The 18,909-nt window shown below is 51.7% G+C and carries 19 protein-coding genes and 1 tRNA gene; 12 read left to right on the top strand and 8 right to left on the bottom strand.

What is annotated here, in order from left to right; all coding sequences use genetic code 11:
- Positions 1-67: 67 nt before the first annotated feature.
- A complete protein-coding gene (gene glpQ, locus DTL42_RS10345) occupies positions 68-1,066 on the top strand; it encodes a glycerophosphodiester phosphodiesterase (RefSeq protein ID WP_158545313.1) in 999 nt (332 codons plus the stop codon).
- 55 nt (positions 1,067-1,121) lie between these two features.
- On the opposite strand, the gene DTL42_RS10350 is transcribed toward glpQ, so the two are convergent.
- Positions 1,122-1,814, bottom strand: a complete 693-nt coding sequence (locus DTL42_RS10350; protein WP_114368655.1) for a hypothetical protein — start codon at positions 1,812-1,814, stop codon at positions 1,122-1,124.
- Positions 1,815-2,490: 676 nt separating this feature from the next.
- Here DTL42_RS10350 and DTL42_RS26265 point away from each other — a divergent pair.
- A complete protein-coding gene (locus DTL42_RS26265; protein WP_158545314.1) occupies positions 2,491-2,637 on the top strand; it encodes a hypothetical protein in 147 nt (48 codons plus the stop codon).
- 1,110 nt (positions 2,638-3,747) lie between these two features.
- A complete protein-coding gene (locus DTL42_RS10355) occupies positions 3,748-4,449 on the top strand; it encodes a hypothetical protein (protein ID WP_114368656.1) in 702 nt (233 codons plus the stop codon).
- 453 nt (positions 4,450-4,902) lie between these two features.
- Here the strand turns inward: DTL42_RS10355 and DTL42_RS10360 are convergent.
- Positions 4,903-4,977: transfer RNA gene (locus DTL42_RS10360), tRNA-Pro, on the bottom strand.
- 279 nt (positions 4,978-5,256) lie between these two features.
- On the opposite strand from DTL42_RS10360, the gene DTL42_RS10365 reads away from it, so the two are divergent.
- The 7 genes from DTL42_RS10365 (at position 5,257) to DTL42_RS10395 (ending at position 10,767) form a co-directional block, all read left to right on the top strand.
- Positions 5,257-5,847 carry a hypothetical protein gene (locus DTL42_RS10365; RefSeq protein WP_114368657.1) on the top strand — a complete coding sequence of 197 codons (591 nt, stop codon included), beginning with the start codon at positions 5,257-5,259 and terminating at the stop codon, positions 5,845-5,847.
- A gap of 165 nt (positions 5,848-6,012) precedes the next feature.
- Entirely contained in the window at positions 6,013-6,624 is a 612-nt protein-coding gene (locus tag DTL42_RS10370; RefSeq protein ID WP_114368658.1) for an HXXEE domain-containing protein, read from the top strand.
- A 210-nt stretch (positions 6,625-6,834) separates the two neighbouring features.
- Positions 6,835-7,110: a MoaD/ThiS family protein gene (locus DTL42_RS10375; protein ID WP_114368659.1), complete on the top strand. Its 276-nt coding sequence runs from the start codon at positions 6,835-6,837 to the stop codon at positions 7,108-7,110.
- Between the two features lie 188 nt (positions 7,111-7,298).
- The gene (locus DTL42_RS10380; protein WP_147274238.1) at positions 7,299-8,204 is read left to right on the top strand and encodes a sialidase family protein; all 906 of its coding nucleotides are present in this window, start codon (positions 7,299-7,301) and stop codon (positions 8,202-8,204) included.
- A gap of 122 nt (positions 8,205-8,326) precedes the next feature.
- Complete coding sequence (locus DTL42_RS10385) at positions 8,327-8,800, top strand: VOC family protein (RefSeq protein ID WP_114368661.1); 474 nt, start codon at positions 8,327-8,329, stop codon at positions 8,798-8,800.
- Between the two features lie 251 nt (positions 8,801-9,051).
- Entirely contained in the window at positions 9,052-9,261 is a 210-nt protein-coding gene (locus tag DTL42_RS10390) for a hypothetical protein (RefSeq protein ID WP_147274239.1), read from the top strand.
- A gap of 90 nt (positions 9,262-9,351) precedes the next feature.
- Complete coding sequence (locus DTL42_RS10395) at positions 9,352-10,767, top strand: pectate lyase (RefSeq protein WP_114368663.1); 1,416 nt, start codon at positions 9,352-9,354, stop codon at positions 10,765-10,767.
- On the opposite strand, the gene DTL42_RS10400 is transcribed toward DTL42_RS10395, so the two are convergent.
- Together DTL42_RS10400 and DTL42_RS10405 are read right to left on the bottom strand one after the other, a co-directional pair.
- Positions 10,764-11,252 (bottom strand): GNAT family N-acetyltransferase, encoded by a 489-nt coding sequence (locus tag DTL42_RS10400; RefSeq protein ID WP_114368664.1) that lies wholly within the window; start codon positions 11,250-11,252, stop codon positions 10,764-10,766. The genes DTL42_RS10395 and DTL42_RS10400 overlap by 4 nt on opposite strands.
- Before the next feature lie 7 nt (positions 11,253-11,259).
- Positions 11,260-12,378, bottom strand: coding sequence for a potassium channel family protein (locus DTL42_RS10405; RefSeq protein ID WP_234824157.1), 1,119 nt, complete (start codon positions 12,376-12,378; stop codon positions 11,260-11,262).
- A 294-nt stretch (positions 12,379-12,672) separates the two neighbouring features.
- Between DTL42_RS10405 and DTL42_RS10410 the strand changes: the two genes are divergently transcribed.
- Together DTL42_RS10410 and DTL42_RS10415 are read left to right on the top strand one after the other, a co-directional pair.
- Entirely contained in the window at positions 12,673-13,728 is a 1,056-nt protein-coding gene (locus tag DTL42_RS10410; protein ID WP_114368666.1) for a sulfite exporter TauE/SafE family protein, read from the top strand.
- Positions 13,729-13,815: 87 nt separating this feature from the next.
- Positions 13,816-14,322: an NUDIX hydrolase gene (locus tag DTL42_RS10415; RefSeq protein WP_114368667.1), complete on the top strand. Its 507-nt coding sequence runs from the start codon at positions 13,816-13,818 to the stop codon at positions 14,320-14,322.
- A gap of 17 nt (positions 14,323-14,339) precedes the next feature.
- Here the strand turns inward: DTL42_RS10415 and DTL42_RS10420 are convergent, their stop codons facing one another.
- The 4 genes from DTL42_RS10420 to DTL42_RS10435 form a co-directional block, all read right to left on the bottom strand.
- Complete coding sequence (locus tag DTL42_RS10420) at positions 14,340-14,777, bottom strand: rhodanese-like domain-containing protein (protein WP_114368668.1); 438 nt, start codon at positions 14,775-14,777, stop codon at positions 14,340-14,342.
- A 185-nt stretch (positions 14,778-14,962) separates the two neighbouring features.
- Positions 14,963-15,400 carry a rhodanese-like domain-containing protein gene (locus DTL42_RS10425; protein WP_114368669.1) on the bottom strand — a complete coding sequence of 146 codons (438 nt, stop codon included), beginning with the start codon at positions 15,398-15,400 and terminating at the stop codon, positions 14,963-14,965.
- A gap of 43 nt (positions 15,401-15,443) precedes the next feature.
- A complete protein-coding gene (asnS, locus tag DTL42_RS10430) occupies positions 15,444-16,835 on the bottom strand; it encodes an asparagine--tRNA ligase (RefSeq protein WP_114368670.1) in 1,392 nt (463 codons plus the stop codon).
- An 81-nt stretch (positions 16,836-16,916) separates the two neighbouring features.
- Complete coding sequence (locus DTL42_RS10435) at positions 16,917-18,404, bottom strand: divalent metal cation transporter (RefSeq protein ID WP_338065624.1); 1,488 nt, start codon at positions 18,402-18,404, stop codon at positions 16,917-16,919.
- Between the last annotated feature and the right edge of the window lie 505 nt (positions 18,405-18,909).

The following is an 18,909-nucleotide window of genomic DNA, read 5'->3' on the forward strand; positions in this document are numbered from 1 at the left end:
TGATAAAATCTTGCCTATGCATCCCAACAGACACGCCGTTCTCCTTTTAGCTCGTGCAAGTGAAACCATGAAGCATCTAGGACTTCTCCTGGCAGTATTTCTTGCTCCCACGCCACTGCTAGCTGACGAACACCAGGTCTTTGCCCATCGCGGTGCGAGCGGTTATTTACCCGAGCATAGTCTGCCCGCCAAAGCGATGGCGCATGCCCAAGGCGCAGATTTTTTGGAGCAAGACGTGGTGCTTACCCAAGACAATGTTCCCCTCGTCTTGCACGATATTCATCTCGATGGCATCACCGACGTTGCCAGCCGTTTTCCGGAACGCAAACGGAAAGATGGACGCTATTACGCTATCGATTTCACCCTGAAAGAAATCAAACAGCTACAAGCCACACAACGTTTTAATCTCAAAACAAGAGACACCGTCGCTCCAGAACGCTTTCCTATCAACGGGTATACGTATCAGCTACATACTTTGGATGAAGAGATCCGTTTCATCCAAGGCATGAACTTTAGCACCGGACGCGATGTGGGTCTCTTCACAGAGATCAAGAATCCCAGCTTTCATCAAGCGGAAGGGCACGATGTTGCGAAAGCGGTTTTCGATGTGCTATCTCGCCACGGCTATGCCGACAGCAAAGACGCAAATTGCTGGGTTCAATGCTTCGAGCAAACCACATTAAAACGCTTTCGGGAAGAGTTCGGCTGGCCAGGGAGGTTGATGATGATTTACTATGGCAACAAAACCGGAGCCGATGGCTCGAACTACGATTACTTGGCTACGCCTGACGGTCTTAAAGAACTAGCCACGTTCGTGGATGGCGTTTTCCCCAATCTACCCCGCGTTGTCACCTGGGATGAAAAGGGGCAACCTCATGTCAGCAATTTTACTTCTGCGGCCCATCAAGTAGGCCTCCGCGTCATTTCTGGCGTCGCCCGCCGTGACAATCTCCCGAAAAACTGCCCCTCTCTTCCAGCCTTGCACGAGGCCCTATTCACGGTCGCCGGTGTAGACGACATTTGCACCGATTTTCCGGACCTTAGTGTTCAATGGTTGAGGCCATAGGCGAGTTATCAAATTACTGTTTAGCTGGCTGTTCTACGCCAACTTTGAAAAAACGCTAGGAACTTCCAAGCGTGGGGCGTTGGCGACACAACAAGAACCAACCAACGGCAACCTGACTTATCAAAAGCAGGATCATAACTGAGAGGTACATCGGCACCGGCGACACATGACGAATGACTTGTCCGTTGGTAACATCAAACACAACGCGAACCCCTTGAGCCCCAAACACCGTAAAGGTCATCTTCTGCGGATCGAACGCGAGGTTGTCATTTTCCGACCGTGCAACCCTGGGCAAGGCCAATTCGAGTAGCGAGAAAAGAGTGACGTCCGAATACGAAGCCATTTCGTTTCCGTTGGAATAGAACGTGACCAAATGACCATAATGCCCGCTCCATACCGATCCGCCGTCATGAGCAAGCATGAGATACTTCCCTTGCGGTCCCACAAATACGTCGTGCGTTACATCCTGAAAGGGAATCGTCCATAACGGACTGGCTGATCCGTCATTTCGGTAAAGCCCGCTCTGCGTATAGGCCGTCCTTATTCTTTTGATCTCTTCGACGTTATCCTCGGTGTATTGGAATTCCTCTTCAGCCGACAACGGCGAAATCATCACCAAGACAAATTGTCCATCGGCGGATACTTTGGTCCACGACTCAAGAGAAGGCAAAGCGGCATTGACTACGCCTGGAGCTCCAATCCAACCTAGCCCTACAAACAACCAAACGAAGACGCGTAATTCGTACATGACCTCACGCCCACCACACTTTCAATCAAGGATATCTCCTTAAATGGTAGCGAAATGAGCACCAGAAGTGGTGGATAAATCACGCCTGGCAAAGAGAAAAACACTGTCGACTTTGTCTGCGGAATCGACCGCTATTTGATAGTCGACGAGCTTCTCGAAGGCAAACGTCATAGCTACTCAAAGAGGAGAGTAGAAAGGAGATAGTAGAACGATTAGAGAGGGAGAAAGGTGAGCGGCAAAAACGGGAACGTTACGAACCAATTCAGGCCAGAAACGCGTCCTTCTACTGCTCGACTTTCTCCCCTCTACTCTCTACTTGCCTTCGGCAAGTCGGGGCGACAAGACACGGTTAGAACTTTTTTGCTCCGCGCTTTTGGACCTGCAAACATATGATCCCCTGTGTTTTGCAGGGCTAAAAGCGCTGATCGGCCAAACCCGTAAACAGCTGGAATGACGCGCATCTGCCTTGGGCAACCAGTGGCAAAGCGCTTTCTCAAACAGCTTTCTTTGCTCCCTGCTGTTCAGTATTTTGTAAGCGGCTATCTCGCTGGCACGATCGCGCAAAGACGCTTTTAGAAGGCCACTCTGCTGATCGCCTTTCTGTGTTTCTGGCTGCCCGTACGCAAAGGCGTTTCGGCGCGGCCATGCAAAGCGTTTCAGATGGAGACCCAAACCAATGACTACCTCACCTACTCCAAGCGAAGATCCAAAGAAGCAGAACGAGACTGATTGCTGCCTCAATGCAACCGAGCAAGACGCTCTGGATGATCCAATCAAGCAAGAGCAGTACCGTCAGGAATACCTACGTCAGCTCCGGCTCTGATCGTGTCCCGGTTGCGGCGAGACCGATCTGATTTAGCACCTTTGCGCAGCGATTCAGTTCTTGCGTCGCATCGCAAGACAACTCTGGATCTACGCTCCATCTCTATGCAGGAACTGTCGTCGATGAGTCTCATAGACCCGGTGGACAAACCGCAACAGTTCATTTGCTCTATACGTTGTGCCACAACGCTTGCCGTGCATTCTGCACAATGTACACGATCTAAGAATGTCGTTCACATTTTGCCCTGCTTCTCAGGCTCGGGCTTCAATGCTCACCATGGCTAGATCGAGATTCCTCATTAAAACGAGTACCCACATGCGGGCGAATTGGCATAAGCACAGGCAGACGGCTTGTCGTTGTGCCACGGTCCACAATCTACCCATCGGCGACCGATAGAATCCCACCGCTGGGCTTTCCATTGATCATAGCAAACACGAGCATAACGCGGTCCTACACATTTTCTTCGCTTACGAGTTGGGCAATATGCCGAAGTGGTGGGATCGCAAGCTTCTACTGGAAAATAGCAATATGTCGTTGGATAACTGTCACACGCTTGCTTCTGCCTACATCGCCAATTGCCGAAGATTCCTGCATTGGCTTCACCGACTGCAAGAGAGATCAACAGCATAACCGGGATTGCAACTCGTGAAATTGGCATCAAATTTGACATGTTCTAACTCCAGGTCGGAAAGAAAAGTTTGCCCTTTGAGGCACTTCGACTGAATTGGAATTATAAACAAGTGCGAGCCAGAAATGTTCGGTCCATCCTGGGAATCTCGTGGGTAAGCGAGCGTGGGATTTAAGCGGTGAGCATTGGTTGAGGGATTGACAAAGGGACAGGCGGCCGCTCCACGTGCATGGGGTCAGCCGATTTTGCAAAAAACGGGCGAGATGAATGCACCCGGTAAAGCTATCTGGTAGGCTACTGTCTACTTCCGTTTCACACGGATCAGGAGATAATCATGCAAATTACGCTGTGCCGAACACTTCTCGCAGTTACCATCTTTGCACTCGCTAAATCTCCGTGATTTATTTTTTTCGCGCGAACGGATTTTCTCGAACATCTTCTAGACACGCAGTTTCAATTCGCCTGACCGGAGACTCGATATAATGCGTTTCATCTTCATTTACCTAGTAATGGTAATGGTCGGTGTTGCTAACTCAATTGCCATTGCTCAAGAGTTCGATTGGAAAGCTCAACCGAAGTTGGTTCAAGACGCAGCGAAAACCTTAAAGGCAAACGCTACACAACATCCGCGAGTAATCGCTGGAAAGCTGAGCAATGCTCGGGGAATTGCTCTTTGGAGTAGCAATGAAGCAAGTGAAGACTTTGTATTTCGAAAGAGTCCACCGACAGAAATTCCTGACGAGATAGCAGCCGAGGACTTTGTATTTAGAGAGATTCAAGCTACGAAGCAACCCGACCGATCGATAGCTGCCGAGGACTTCATATTTCGAAAATTGGAGGATGAGCGTATTCACGCCACTAGAGCCGGTGGAACAGACGGGCTGGTCGACATCCATTTTGTGAAGGAAGGCCGGTCGGTACGGTGGAAGAAGTCTGAACCACATGCTCGATTTCGAATCTTAGTTTTACAAGCTGACGAGCCAAGCGAGCAATCCTCGTTCCCGAGGGTACATGCGGTTTGGGATTCCGAGGGTGATTCACCGGACATCAAAACACCTTCGGGAGACTATTCAGTATTAATTTATCCGACGCAGGTTGAACAAGGCGACAAGCCCCACTTGTCGTATGAGATGGAATGGGACGAAACTGCTGCCGATCGAAGCGCAACACCCTCCGACAACTGATCGTTTGGTGCAATGGGGGTTACGCCGCCAAAATTGCCGTCACCTTGACGCCTGGAGGCTGTTTTTAACGGACCGCGTTAGTGACTCCAGAAGAGCCGTCCTGCGCTATCATGACCATCCAATTAATTGCGCGACTTGGGACGATCACCGTTGGTCGCGAGTCCGCATTGGATGACGCGGCGCGACGTCAGTTTCCACTGAAATGCCTTCCACGGTGGTGCCTTGCACTTCATCTCACAAGGGAAGATCCGTCGCCATTAGACGAAGAGGGTTGACAGGATTTAAACTCGCAACACTCCGAAATTGCAGCGATTGGTCGACGTCGCATGCGATTGGCGTTCTCACGTGGGGGCCAGGATCAAGGGATCGCTTTCAAAAAACTGTTTAAATCGTTGCCATACAGAGACTTACGAAGGAACGCACCGCCTTAGGAGACGGTGCGCCTTATTGCAGTCGGGGTGACAGGATTCGAACCTGCGACCCTCTGCTCCCAAAGCAGATGCGCTAGCCAGGCTGCGCTACACCCCGATGAACCTAGATAATACCTACACAAGCCAATTCTGACAATGTGGGTAGTGGCCACCAACTTAAAATTGCTGGATTACTTGTAAGAGCTCCTGTATTTTGAAACGTTCGGGCTAGAAAGCCAGGTCCCCAATCTTTAGGAAACGGGGTGAAACAACTTTCCGAGCTGATGCATCCGTAGCGTTTCCTGTGAGTCGTCGTTTCTCAGGCGACAGACCCTCCATTGGCGTTCGAGCGAGCATGGACTTCCTGTATTGCTGGCAGAGTTTTAGAAAACGGGTATTGCCGTGGTTTGTACCTCACATTCGCTGGGCCGATTTTCCGTTGATGCTAGGAGTGGCAATTCTGGGGGGCTTGATCGCCGGAGTATACGGCATCGTCCACGATCAGGTCACCTTCACCATCTCCCCTGAATACTTCACCAAAATGAAATTCGCTCAATTCCATTACGCTAACTTTGGCTGGGGCGACCGAGTCTTTGCCGGAACGATTGGTTTTTTAGCGACCTGGTGGGCAGGCATGTTCGCTGCGTGGTTGCTCGCTCGTCGTTTGGTTCCGCATCAACCTCGCCTCGTGGCTCTGCGTCAGATCGGGCAGGGGATCGCGTGTATCTTTGTGTCGGTTTTGTTATTTGGTACCGGCGGATATTTGTACGGATTGTGGAGAGGGCCAGCGGCAGATAATTCCAATTGGAAGCCCCTGTTGCGTCTTATGGATGTCGAACACGGCTGGGCTTTTATTCGTGTCGCCTATATCCACAATGCAGGATACCTTGGCATTCTCGTCGGGCTTGTCATTGCACTCGTGTGCATCCGCCCAGCAAAGCCCAGCCCACAGCAAGCGTCTCTTTCCGGCTCCTCTTCCGACAGCTGAGCGTGAAATTCGAATCTCGCAGAATCGATTCGATCTTGACGATTACTCCGATTAGATGAATTCTCTGTCACTGCCCTGGCATTCCAACCGCATGAACGAAATCTCGACCTAGGCTAGTCTATCGAAGGTATCGAAAAGATTGTCTCGCCTTACAATGAGCAAATCATGTGGAACTGGCTCGTACGTGACTGGCAGTGGCCTGCGGCGGCGTTGTTTGCTTCGTTTTTTCTATTTGCAATCACGCCTGTGATTGGCATCTCAGCAGGTATTCTGCTGGCATTGATTTACGTCCAGCTGCCAGCCTACATGTTGCACCAGTGGGAAGAGCATCGCGGCGACCGGTTTCGTTTGTACATCAACAAAACAATCGGGCACGGGCAGGAAGCTCTTACCCCAGCAGCGACGTTTTGGATAAACTCACTCGGTGTTTGGGTGGTTGACTTGATTGCCATCTATTTGGCTTGGGCGTTTTCTCCTGCCGCTGGCCTTGCCGCCGGTTATCTAGCGTTGGTCAACGCTCTGCCTCATATTGGCATGTCCATCAAACGGCGCGAATACAATCCTGGCGTGATTACCGCCGTGCTACTCTTTCTGCCACTGGGTGGATTGTGTGTGGTTTTGGTTGGTATCCATGCGACCTGGCAGGAACATTTGATCGGGCTGGCAATAGCCGTTGGCGTTCACGTGGCAATTATTGCTTATGTCGCTCAAAGACTTGCTCGCCTTGAAAGGGCCCCAGCTAACCGCCACCAGACCCAAGTTACGGCAACAAGATAGCCCGTTTTTCAAGGGGCAAAACAATCCCGGCCTTGCTATTAATTTGCCGGAAGTGGTTAATTTTCTTGTTTCTAAGGCAATTTCTCGCCTATAAAAATATTTCTTCTCCGGCTGTCGAAATTCAAGCACTCCATTCGACTAGCTGTTACTTAGGGAGACGCCTTTAGCTGTAAGTCTCCCAGCTTTCCCCTGTTTCATGAAGCATCGGCAATGACAATTACCGTGCAAATCCCATCCTCGCTTCGCCAGGAATGTGGCGGTGCCGCACAACTTGAGGTACCTGCAACCACGGTCCAGGAAGCCTTAAAGGAACTACAGCGGACGCAGCCTGGTCTATATCACTGCGTCTGCGACGAGACTGGGAGGCTCCGCAAGCACATGAACCTATTTGTGAACGAGTCTTTATTGAATCGTCGAGACGGGCCTCAAACCAAACTTCGTTCGGGCGACACCCTTTTTATCATGACCGCCGTTTCAGGAGGCTAACCATGGCCGATCGTGTTGTTTTGTGTATTGGCACTAAGAAGGGTCTATTCGTCGCGGAGGCTAATAAATCACGACGACGGTTTGAACTTCGTGGGCCATTCGGATCGGGCGTATCGGTCTATTCGGCATTGATCGACACGCGTAAATCTACGCGAATTTACGCTTCCAGCTGCAACGCTTTTTTCGGGATGAAAGTTCTCACCTCGACTGACCTGGGCAAGAAGTTCAAATCAACCAAGTCGGTCCCAGCATTCCCGCAAGCAGACGGCCGCGCTCTCGCAAATATTTGGTCGCTTGAACCAGGCGAAAATGGTAAAGACCTGTGGGCTGGGGTTGAACCGGCCGCGTTGTTCCGCAGCGAAGATGGGGGCAACTCGTGGGAGATGATTGCCGGGATTAGCAATCACAAACATGCCCCAGACTGGCATCCGGGAGCCGGTGGGCTTTGTCTGCACACGATCGTCCGCGATGGGAATCGAATCCACTTGGGCATCTCGACCGGTGGTCATTACTTGAGCGAAGATGGCGGGCAAACCTTCTCGGCAGCCAACACAGGCGTTGGGGCTGGCTTTGTCCCCAACCCCTATCCGGAATTTGGTCAATGCGTTCATAAAATAGCTCGTCATCCGTCGGCACCAGGGCGACTCTATATGCAGAACCATGGTGGCTGGCCTGATCGACCTGGTATTGGTGTGCTGCGAAGTGACGATTATGGCCACACTTGGGAGTCAATTGCAGAAGGATTGCCTTCGGACTTTGGATTTCCGATCGTCGTTCATCCGCACGATCCAGATACGATCTACGTCGTCCCTTTGGAACCGATGACGCGTACTTGTCCGGAAGGAAAACCGGCCGTGTGGCGCAGTACCAACGGCGGTCATAAATGGAAGAAGTTGACCAAAGGGCTTCCCAAAAAAGAAAGCTATTTCACCGTGCTGCGCGATGGGATGACCGTTGACGAGTTCGACATACCAGCAGTCTATTTTGGAACAACAACCGGCCAACTTTGGATGGGGCACGATGGCGGCGATGAGTGGAGTTGCTTGTTCGATTCGCTACCTCCGATTAATTGCGTGAAAGTAGCGATTGTTTAGGCTCTGCGATCAACCATGCCGCAACGCCTCTGAATTACGATACCGGCCACGCTTGCCTGGCCAACGATGGGCAACGGTTTCTACGTTTGTTTTTTCTTCAACATTGAAAGCTCGAAAACGATATGTCACACCCTATTCCACCTGGTCGCGACGGCCTGATCCCTCACTTGGTTTGCGATCCGTGTTGCGAAGCAGTCGAGTTCTACAAGCAAGCCTTTGGTGCAGAAGAAAAGTTTCGTCTTCCCATGGAAGGCTCGACCAAGTTGATGCACTGCGAGATGACGATCGGCGGCAAATCCTTCTTTATGGCGGACGACTTTCCGGAATATTGCGAAGGAACTTCAAGCTCGCCGAAGTCGCTGGGAGGAACACCTGTGACGATTCACCGCTACGTTCCGGACTGCGATGCTGCGATCGCCCAGGCCCAAAAAGCTGGCGCTACCGTTAAGATGCCCGCCACCGACATGTTTTGGGGAGATCGCTATGGAGTTGTCATCGATCCCTTTGGCCATACCTGGTCTTTTGGTACGGCTCAAAGAGAAGTCTCGCCGGAAGAATTGAGCAATGCAGTGAAAGAGATGGGCTCTCAAACCTAGTTTTTCGGTGAATAATTTCCCAACAGTTTTACCTACGAGCGAATACCATTACATTGCCGTAATCGTATTCGCCGGTCGAGTTCAGGCTTATCATTGAGCTCTGCGCCATCAATCAAACATAGGCATAGCCCTTAACTATGCAACAAGATGAGTCATTTGTAAGGTGGAACCGACAAAAGATTGCTGCTGTCTGCGTAGCAATGTTGTCGGTTTTGCTGACGCTCTTTACGACGCACAACATCGAAGCGACTATGCATCAGGTTTTCGTCGTTCTGTTTCCCTTAGCATTGATTTTTTGGTCGGAGTTCTTCGAGCAGTCCTTTCGCCGCTACGATTATCAAGGGCGAGGGCATGGTGGTGAACCAGCCCCTGGCTTTGTTGTTCAGATTATTGCCTGGATCGTTTTAATCGTGTTGGGATATTGGAGATTTCTGCTGGTAGCCATGATGACCGATACTTAGCCGATCGATTGAAAAACGTTTAATTCAAGCAGAAACCAAGCTATATTGAAGGCCTCTTCCCTGCCCCAATCTCTATTGGAAGTTGGTCTCATGCGATCTCTCCTCTTGGCTGCTGTCGGCATTGCCTGTCTCTTCCCTACGAACCTTCTGGGCCAATCTCCGACAGCCAGCGAAGCGTTAGCCGCGATGAAAAAAGCTGCTCAGTTTTATCGCTACAACGTCGCCGCACATGGGGGTTACGTTTATTATTACACCCTCGACTTGAAACAGCGTTTTGGAGAAGGCGTTGCCACTGAAGATCAAATTTGGGTGCAACCGCCAGGGACACCAACGGTGGGAATGGCCTACTTAGCAGCTTACGACGCAACCCAGGACCAATTCTATCTCGATGCCGCGACCGAGACTGGCGAAGCATTAATTCACGGCCAACTCAGCTCTGGCGGCTGGACAAACTGCATCGACTTCAACCCTCACGGCGACCGTGTTGCCCAGTATCGTAATGGCAAAGGGGAGGGGAAAAACAATTCGTCTCTCGACGACGATCAAACCCAAGCCGCGATCCGATTTCTAATGCGTCTTGATCAGGCTCATCGGTTTCAAAACCCCAGTGTTCACGAAGCCACGACCACGGCTCTCGATGCTTTGTTGGCAGCGCAGTTTTCAAACGGTGGTTTTCCACAAGTCTGGACCGCCCCTGTTAACCAAATATTGCCTCGCGAAAAAGGCAACTTTCCCACCTACGATTGGCGGGCCGAAGGGCGCATCAAAAACTACTGGGACATGTATACGCTCAACGATGGTCTCGCTGGAACTGTTTCCGCCGTGCTAATTGAAGCCCATCAAATCTACCGCGACGAACGTTACTTAAATGCGCTCAGTAAGCTTGGTGATTTCCTGATCTTAGCCCAAATGCCTGCCCCTCAGCCTGCTTGGGCACAGCAGTATAGCTATGGCATGACCCCGATTTGGGCACGACGTTTCGAGCCACCTGCGATCGCCGGACACGAGTCGCAGGATGTTATCGCCACGCTTCTTTCTATCTACGCCGTAACTCAAGATACAAAGTACCTTGATCCGATTCCTCCAGCGTTAAAATACCTGGAATCCTCGCTGCTGCCTAATGGTCAGTTAGCTCGCTACTACGAGTTGCAAAGCAACAAACCACTGTACATGAACCGAAACGGCAAAAACTACTTTCTCACCTACGACGATACCAACTTGCCGGATCATTACAGCTGGAAAACCAATTCAAAACTAAAGCAGTTGAAAGCTCTTTACCTTCAACTCGTAGGCGACCAAGTTGAAGCGTCTCGACCGGTACCTGGCAACCAAGTCCAAAAAATCATCGCTCAACTAGATGAAAAAGGACGTTGGATCGAAACGTTTCAGAACCAGCGGCTCGTGGGCGATCAGAAATTCCGTTCAGGCGACCAATACCTATCGAGCCAAACATTCGCCGAGAACCTATCAGTGCTAAGCCGCTATCTACAAACGTCACCAAACTAGTGACGAGGTTCAAGCAAAAGCGTTTTTCGCATCACGTAGTTGCGCAAGACGACACCAGACATCGTCACGTCTTGCGGGGTTTCGACCTGAAACCCTTGAGCTTCAAAGAAAGGGCGAGCTGTAATACTAACGTGCGAATACAACTCGAATAGGCCGAGTCTCTTGGCTTGCTGATTGATGGTCTGAAACAAGCGTTTGCCAATGCCCTGCGTTTGCCACTGATGGTGCACAAAGAACATATCAACGAGCCCGTCGGCTTGCAAATCAGCAAACCCGACCAACTGTTCGCCGGCAACGGCCACCCAAGGATTGACCTTCTCAATCCGATCAATCCATCGCGACATCTCTATCTTGTCTGGGGCCCAAACAGCGAGTTGATCTGGGGAGTAGTCTCGGCAATTGACCTTGTGGATTGTGTCGTGAAACAACTGCCATAATGCCGAGTATTCTTCGCGTTGGGCCTTGCGAATAGCGATGTTTGCCATCGGTCACCTAAGAATCGATCGTAACCCCACGATAGGTAATCTTCCCCTTGGTCGCGCTAAAGCGTTCGGCCAGTTGGGGAATGTCATTCATGTGTCCCAGAACAATTACAACATCTCCACTTCCCAGAAGAGTCTCTCCAGGCGGGTTCAAAATCGTGGTGCCATCGGGCTTTCTTATTCCGACGATCAGAAATCCGTGGTTGCTACGAAGCTCGATACTGCTAATGGTGTTGCCAACCAGTGCTGCCCCATCGACGACAACCAGTTCATCAAATTGCAAACCGATCTGCCCCAGTTCCTCTTTCATATCCCCCTGCGAGGTCAACTGCTCGAGCATATTTTCAGCTGAGGGGCGAATGATCATCTGCGCGAGCTTCTTCGCGCCAATCGCCGTTGGCAGAACGACTTTGTTGGCGCCGCAGCCTAGTAGCTTCTTTTCGGTCTTCGGGTTTTCGCCGCGGGCAATGATCATTAGGTCGGGATTCATGCCGCGCGCAGTCACCGCAACAAAGACATTCGTGGTGTCCTCGGAGAGAACCGTTGCCAATACGGTGGCACGCTTGATACCGGCCTGCTCTAGCACATGCTCGTCGGTGGCATCGCCATTGATAAAAAGGTAGCCTAATTCGTATGCGGCATGTAGTCGCCGTTCGTCGGTATCGACCACGACGAAAGGCTTTCCGGACGTTGCTAACTCGCGAGCCAGGATCGATCCCATTCGTCCGACTCCACAGATGATGGTGTGCTGATCGAGTCGATCTATTTCCATAGACATGCGTCGCGCTCCTAAAGCTTTCTGTAATTCGCCATCGACCAGCATTTGCATGAAACCGCCCACGGTATAAATCACTGCGCCGTAGCCTGCGATGATGACCATGATGGTCAACGCTCGCAGGGCTGGTGATTCAACCGGATGGACCTCGCCATAGCCGACGCCAAATATCGTGATGACCACCATGTAAATCGAATCGTCCAACCGCCACCCATGGGCCATGTACCCAGCGACCGCCGTCACACTGATCGCAAGAAACAAAAAGGCCCCGACGACCATCTTTCGGATGGGACCGGTCATGGGTAGCTTGGGCTTCGGAGGCGGATGGTCCGGATCGAGGTGCTGGGATACCACGCGTTGGTTTTATTCTCCCCGGAACCTAGTTCCGGGATAGTTGGCATGAAGGCAAAGACCAAAGCAACGACCTAATCCGCCTAAGATAGTCGATGCAGGCAAGTTATCTCGCTTGAGTCTAGCACCGCAAACGCTTGTCCGCCATGACGAAAAGGGACCACAGTCCCAGTGCCGATCAATTGTCTTGACAAGTGTTGTTAAAACGCCCACAATTTCCCAAGTCGACTCGCTGGCTGTGCCGAATTTTTGACAGCCCACCGAGCGTAAAACCGTTTTCTTTAGGCGTTCCCCTTGATGGGATCTCTTCCTTTGAAATCGTTGCCTCGGCTTTGGCCTTTTTATGCCTGGCTAGTCGCGTTTTATGGAACGTGGCTGGCGATTGTCACGTTTGCTGGCTGCTGGCCCACGGTGGTATCGCACTGGCCGATTGCTCTCACCATGTCGGTTGGATCGTACGTTGCCGGGTCAACTCCGATGGGAGGGGGAACCGTCGCGTTTCCCGTCTTGGTCCTCTTGTTCGACATGCCTGGCTCGCTGGGCCGAAATTTTGGCTTAGCGATTCAATCGATTGGGATGGTCTCGGCCAGTATTTACATCCTGTCGTCCGGAAAAAGCGTCGACTGGGACCTGCTTCGCCCAGCTTTGATAGGAGCCTTGTTCGGCATGCCACTAGGAGCGGCCTGGGTGGCACCAGGCATTTCCGATCTTGCCGTCAAGCTGACCTTTGCCGTGATTTGGGCCAGCTTCGGAATCATGCACTTAGTGAAGCTGCGCGAATTGGTTGCCTCGACCGGAATCAGCCAACGTTGGCGGGCATTCGATTTACCAATCGGGCTGCTCATTGGGGTCGTTGGTGGCGTCGCCTCTTCGATCACAGGTGTCGGAATCGATATGCTCATCTATGCGACGTTAGTTCTGCTCTATCGAGCCGACCTCAAGCTTGCCATTCCCACATCGGTAATATTAATGGCATTTACGTCGGTTGTCGGAATTGCCTCGAACGCGTGTTTAGCGACGTGGTTCCCCTCTGCCTACGCGATCGATGGAGAGGTCTTTTCCAACTGGCTGGCTGCCGCGCCGGTCGTGGCGATAGGAGCACCGTTTGGCGCCTTGGTGGTGAACCTGATCAGCCGAACCCCAACGTTGGTGATCGTGTCACTCTTATGTATCGGGCAATTCGCCTGGACGCTTATTCACGAACAAGTTAGCGGCATGGCATTGGTCGGAGCGATAGCTGGCGTGCTGCTGTTTAATGTCTTATTTCACGGGTTGTACTATCTTGGGCGAGGAGAAGCTCCGTTTGCGATATCAAGCCCCACGGAACTGGCCACCGATGAAGGCGAGGGCTAGAAAGCCCCCTCTTACGAATGCCGCGATTGTTCCGCACAATGAAACAAACGACACCACTTCTCTTCACCATCCCCAGGAGTTTTCCGCATGAAATCGCCCAAGACCGTTTTCGAGGGGATTCGTTTTAATATCGAGCGTGTCTGGCAAGGAGAACGCCCCCGCGATGTCATGCGTCACCCAGGGGCAGCCGTGATTCTTCCGCTGGTCGATGCCGAGCATGTTTGCCTGATCAAGAACTATCGCATTGCCGTCGATCAAACGCTTTTTGAGCTGCCTGCTGGCACCCTCGAACCGAATGAACCACCGGAAATCACCGCTGGCCGCGAACTGCAAGAAGAGACTGGTTACCAGGCAGACAAGATCGAGTTGCTAACCGTCTACTATCCTTCGCCAGGGGTGATGGACGAGAAAATGTATACCTACCTCGCCACCGGCCTAACCATGTACGCCCCGGCCCGCGAAGAAGGGGAAGAAATTGAGAACCACATCGTTTCTCTAACCGAAGCGAAAGCAATGATCCGCGACGGGCGCATTGCCGACGGGAAGACGATCGCCGGGCTACTTTATTATTTTCAGTTTCAACAAGCTCGGTAGCGTGCGGAATATCAGGCTTACTGAGGCGTCAACTTCTCGCGTGGCTTCACCTGCATGCCATCTTCCGTTGCCTGAACGAATCCTGCGTCTACCATTTCGCGGTAAGATTCCGTAATCGGAATAACTTCGATCCCCAACTTGCCTAAGACGCGTGCGGCCAATTTAGCTCGCCCGCCCGACTTGCAGTGGCAATAGATTTTCTGGTCGGGATCTGCTTTGATTTTTTCGAGTGCCTTATCGCGGTTCTCCCGTGAATTGATCTCGGAACCAGGCACCAAGATTGCGTGAGCTAAATGCTCTCGCTTCCATTCGTCTTCTTCTCGAACGTCAATTAAGACCGCCTTACCCTCCTCGACTTGCTTCTGAACTTCCTTCAGATCGACCGCCAACGCAGGCGACACCAGGGCAAACACAGCCAATAGGCTCAAAGCGAACGAGTAAGTTGGATTGATCATCGTTACAAGTTTTTTCAGAGACGGTTGTGTTACGGAGGCATGCGTCCAGAACGCATGGACATAAGGGTTTCCGTAAATATAACCAAACGAGGATTCCGATGCACGTCGCAATCCTCGCAGAAAACCGCCACCTCTACCATAAACTTGCTCACATTCAGCAAGACATCAGCCCCCATTTCAGTGCTTTAAGGTGCAGAAATCGGGATACTCGGGTCGTAATCAGGATCGCCCGCTTTCTTTTCCTTAAACCCGGCTGCCACAAAATCTTGGTATGGCTGGGTAATCGGAATCACTTTGGCATTCACTCGATTAAACATATCCGAGGCAACAACGGCCACCTTTCCCTTTTCACTGAAGCAGTAGATCTTCAGGTCAGGGACGGCCGTGTATGGCGAGATGAACTTCCGGGCCTCAACATCCATCGAAACCTTGGAGAACGGGCAAGGCACCGCCAAGACGAGATGGGCTTTCTTCCACTGGACCTCTTCGCGAACATCGAGCAGGACAGCCTTTTCCGCCTCGATCTCTTTTTTCAGTTCCCGCAAATCGATTGCCAATACGTTCGAAGCAAAAGCTAGCGAGCCCAAGATGGTTAGCAGGGGCAATACGCGTCGATAATCCATATTGTCGGTTTCCTAGAGGCCAAGGGCGAAAAGGAAGGGCCGACTAAAATTCGGCCCAGCCAGGAGTCCGGGGGAATGGGATCACGTCCCGAATGTTCCCCATGCCAGTAATAAACTGTAGGACGCGTTCTAGGCCAAGGCCAAAACCAGAGTGAGGAACCGTGCCATATCGACGTAAGTCTAGATACCACCAGTACTCTTCGGCGTTGAGCCCCTGCTCGGCCATGCGGCTTTCGAGCACATCGAGCCGTTCTTCCCGCTGGCTGCCGCCAATAATCTCGCCCACTTTAGGGACCAAAACATCCATCGCCCGGACCGTTTTTCCGTCGTCGTTACACCGCATGTAGAACGGTTTGATCGATCGCGGGTAGTCGTGCAAGATAACCGGTCGCTTGAAATGCTGCTCGGTAAGATACCGCTCGTGCTCCGACTGAAGATCCATCCCCCAACTGACCGGGTACTCGAACGGATGCCCCGATTTCTGCAGGATGTCAATTGCATCGGTATAGCTGCAGCGAAGGAACTCGCTTTGGACAATCCCTTCCAGCGTATCCAAAATGCCAGGCTCGATCCGCTCGTTGAAGAAAGCCATATCCTCAGCACAGTCGTTCATCACGTCGGTAAAAATCCGCTTGAGAAACGCTTCTGCCACTTCCATATTGGCTTCTAAATCGGCAAACGCGATCTCCGGTTCTACCATCCAAAACTCGGCCAAGTGACGCGAAGTATTGGAATTTTCAGCCCGAAAGGTGGGTCCAAAGGTATAAACTTTACCGAGCGAGGTCGCGAAGATTTCCCCTTCCAATTGGCCACTTACGGTCAGGTAAGCAGGCCGGGCAAAGAAGTCCTTGCTGAAGTCGATCTTGCCGTTGACCTTGGGTGGCTGCTCGATATCTAAGGTCGTCACCCGAAACATCTCGCCAGCCCCTTCACAGTCGGAAGCAGTGATGATCGGTGTGTTGACGTACAGGAAGCCTCGTTCTTGAAAGAACTGGTGAATCGAGAACGAAACCCGATTCCGCACGCGAAAGACAGAACCAAACGTATTCGAGCGCGTGCGCAGATGCGCCCATTCCCGCAGCTTTTCAAACGTATGCCGCTTCTTTTGCAGCGGATAGGTCTCGGCATCGGCAGTGCCATAGAGAAAGACTTCGGACGCCTGAACTTCGGTCGATTGTCCTTTGCCTTGCGACTCTTTTACTTCGCCCACAACACGAATTGAGCAACCGGGCGTGAGGTGTTTGATCTCGCTCTCGTAGTTTGGCAGCTTGTCGTCGGCGACTACCTGAATATTGGCCAGACAGCTTCCATCGTTCAGTTCGATGAAGCTAAAGCCCCCTTTCGAGTCGCGGCGCGTACGAACCCAACCTTCGAGGCAAACTTGCTGGCCAATTGTCTCCGCACCACGAGCTTCCAGAACAGACCGTTTCTGCATGGGACCTTCCCTGAATATCGATTTACATCCGTTGCGATCCCGGCCTTGCTAGGCGGTCGGGATCACTGGGAGTGAGCTGAATTACGACGCTTCGGCGACTTCTTCTGAGCCTTCTTTTTCATCAAAAGGCTTTCGGAGGAAGAATCCGCCTATAAACAGGATCAGATAGCCGACCACAACGGTCAAGACGGTGTACTTCAGCGGAAGTGGCGTACCGGCACCGGTGATCTTGTCGTAAAGCGCCACGCTGGCAGCCGCAATGGCACCAATCACCGAGACAATCATCAGCAGATTCCAGATCAGCCAGCTGACGCCGGTTGGCTTATCTTTCCCCAAAATCCGTTTGCTGTTCATCATCATGAAGAACGTTACGTAGGCAATCGGCAGGAACATGATGGCAAAGCTCGACACCAGAATACTCAGCCAGGTTTGCGCCGATCCCTGCCAAACCACAAACCAGGATGCGCCTGAAAGCCCAGCCAACGCACAACCCACGATATGAACAGCACCATTTGGTTTAACGTTGGCCATTTCCGTGAAAGCGTAGCCGTTGATCATCATGAGAATCACAATGGTCGAAAAGCCCATTCCTAATACGCCGATACCAAAAACCCACTTCGCAAGAAATTCACCTAACAGAGGCTTTAGCGAGTCGGCCAAAACAGATTCCTTCCGCTTCACCAGTGAAGAAGCCAGAGTCTTTTCTTGTGGAGATAGTTTTGCAATTTGTTCCTGCAAAGGCACAAAAGGCTTGAGTCCCGTTTTCTCAGTATCCGGAGCAACTAGATTGGCAATCAGTTTGCCTTGATTGATTTCGCCAGATTCGGTTTTGGAAGCAGCCAGGTATTCTTCGGGTATCTCAAACGCTTGCTGATCTTCCTTGATAATACGCGTGGCAAGCAATTTTGCCCAATCATCGTAGATCTTGCTCTCAGTCATCTCTGCCGGATCTTCAGACAGCAGTTCTTTGCCCGGATTCGCATGAAACGCCGCAGCAGAGGCAATCACCACACAGCTTGTCACCAAGATGTAGGGAATCGCCATACCAGTGCAGAGATCGAAGCGAGCCAGCCCACGAAAAGGACGATCCCAACCGCGAGCCAACATCGAGTAAGGCATCATAAAGGTCATGTTGATCCCAACAGCCGTCGCTGCAGCCCCAATCATCGAGGCTCGCTGAACTTCGATAATTTTTTCGGTCCAGTAGGACCGCTGAGGTTCTTCAACCTGTGAGGCAATCTCGGCCAGCTGACCAGTAGGCTGGCTCCAACCAGATAAATCTGGAATGAATCCTTGGAACACAGCAGACCACGAAAACGCATCGCTCATGGATAACTTGATTACCACCCCAAAGAAGCAAAGCACGATGACGCCAATCATTCCTTTAAGCAGCACATCGAAGATCTTAGACGGGAGTCCAGGGCGCATGTTTAGCACCACCATACCGCCACCAGCCAGAAACAGGATGATGGAGACGATCACCTTGGACTGCAAGTCATCGGGCACCAGCCCCATGTTTGTATTGAGCACGCCATAGCACAAGGCAAACTGCGGCATCAAAAAGATCATGTTCGCCGCAACCGTCGCCAATACCCATCCCCAGCCGAGCACCGGGTTGATGTGGGAATTGATCTCGCGAAATGGTCGCTTGCCGGTAGAGAGGGTGACGTAGCTAATTGCCGAGAGCATCACCACCCCCATCACAATGGCAACTAACTGCAACCACAGCAAGTTAAAACCACCCAAGATCCCTAAGAACACGGCCCCGGAAAGGGAACCGCCCCCTAAGGTAATCGCACTTTGAATCCAGCCAGGCCCCGACAATCGCACCCAAGCACCCAAAGTGGCGGCTGGACCGTTCGCTTGTGCCTCTTCCAGAATCTCTCGATCTGTTTCGACTTTGGTTGTGGTTTCCGACATAGCGAATCCTTCGCCGAGATTTGGCGTAGATAAGGGGTGATGGGGAGGTGGGAACACAAAGAAGGGGAACTGTCGTAGTTCCCCTTGCTTTGCTGAATTCAGTTTGCAAATCGAACCAGCAAGGTTCTCAGTGCATCTAATGATGGTTGCATTT

It is taken from the genome of Bremerella cremea (genome assembly GCF_003335505.1).
In the GTDB taxonomy this organism is placed as follows: Bacteria; Planctomycetota; Planctomycetia; order Pirellulales; family Pirellulaceae; genus Bremerella; species Bremerella cremea_A.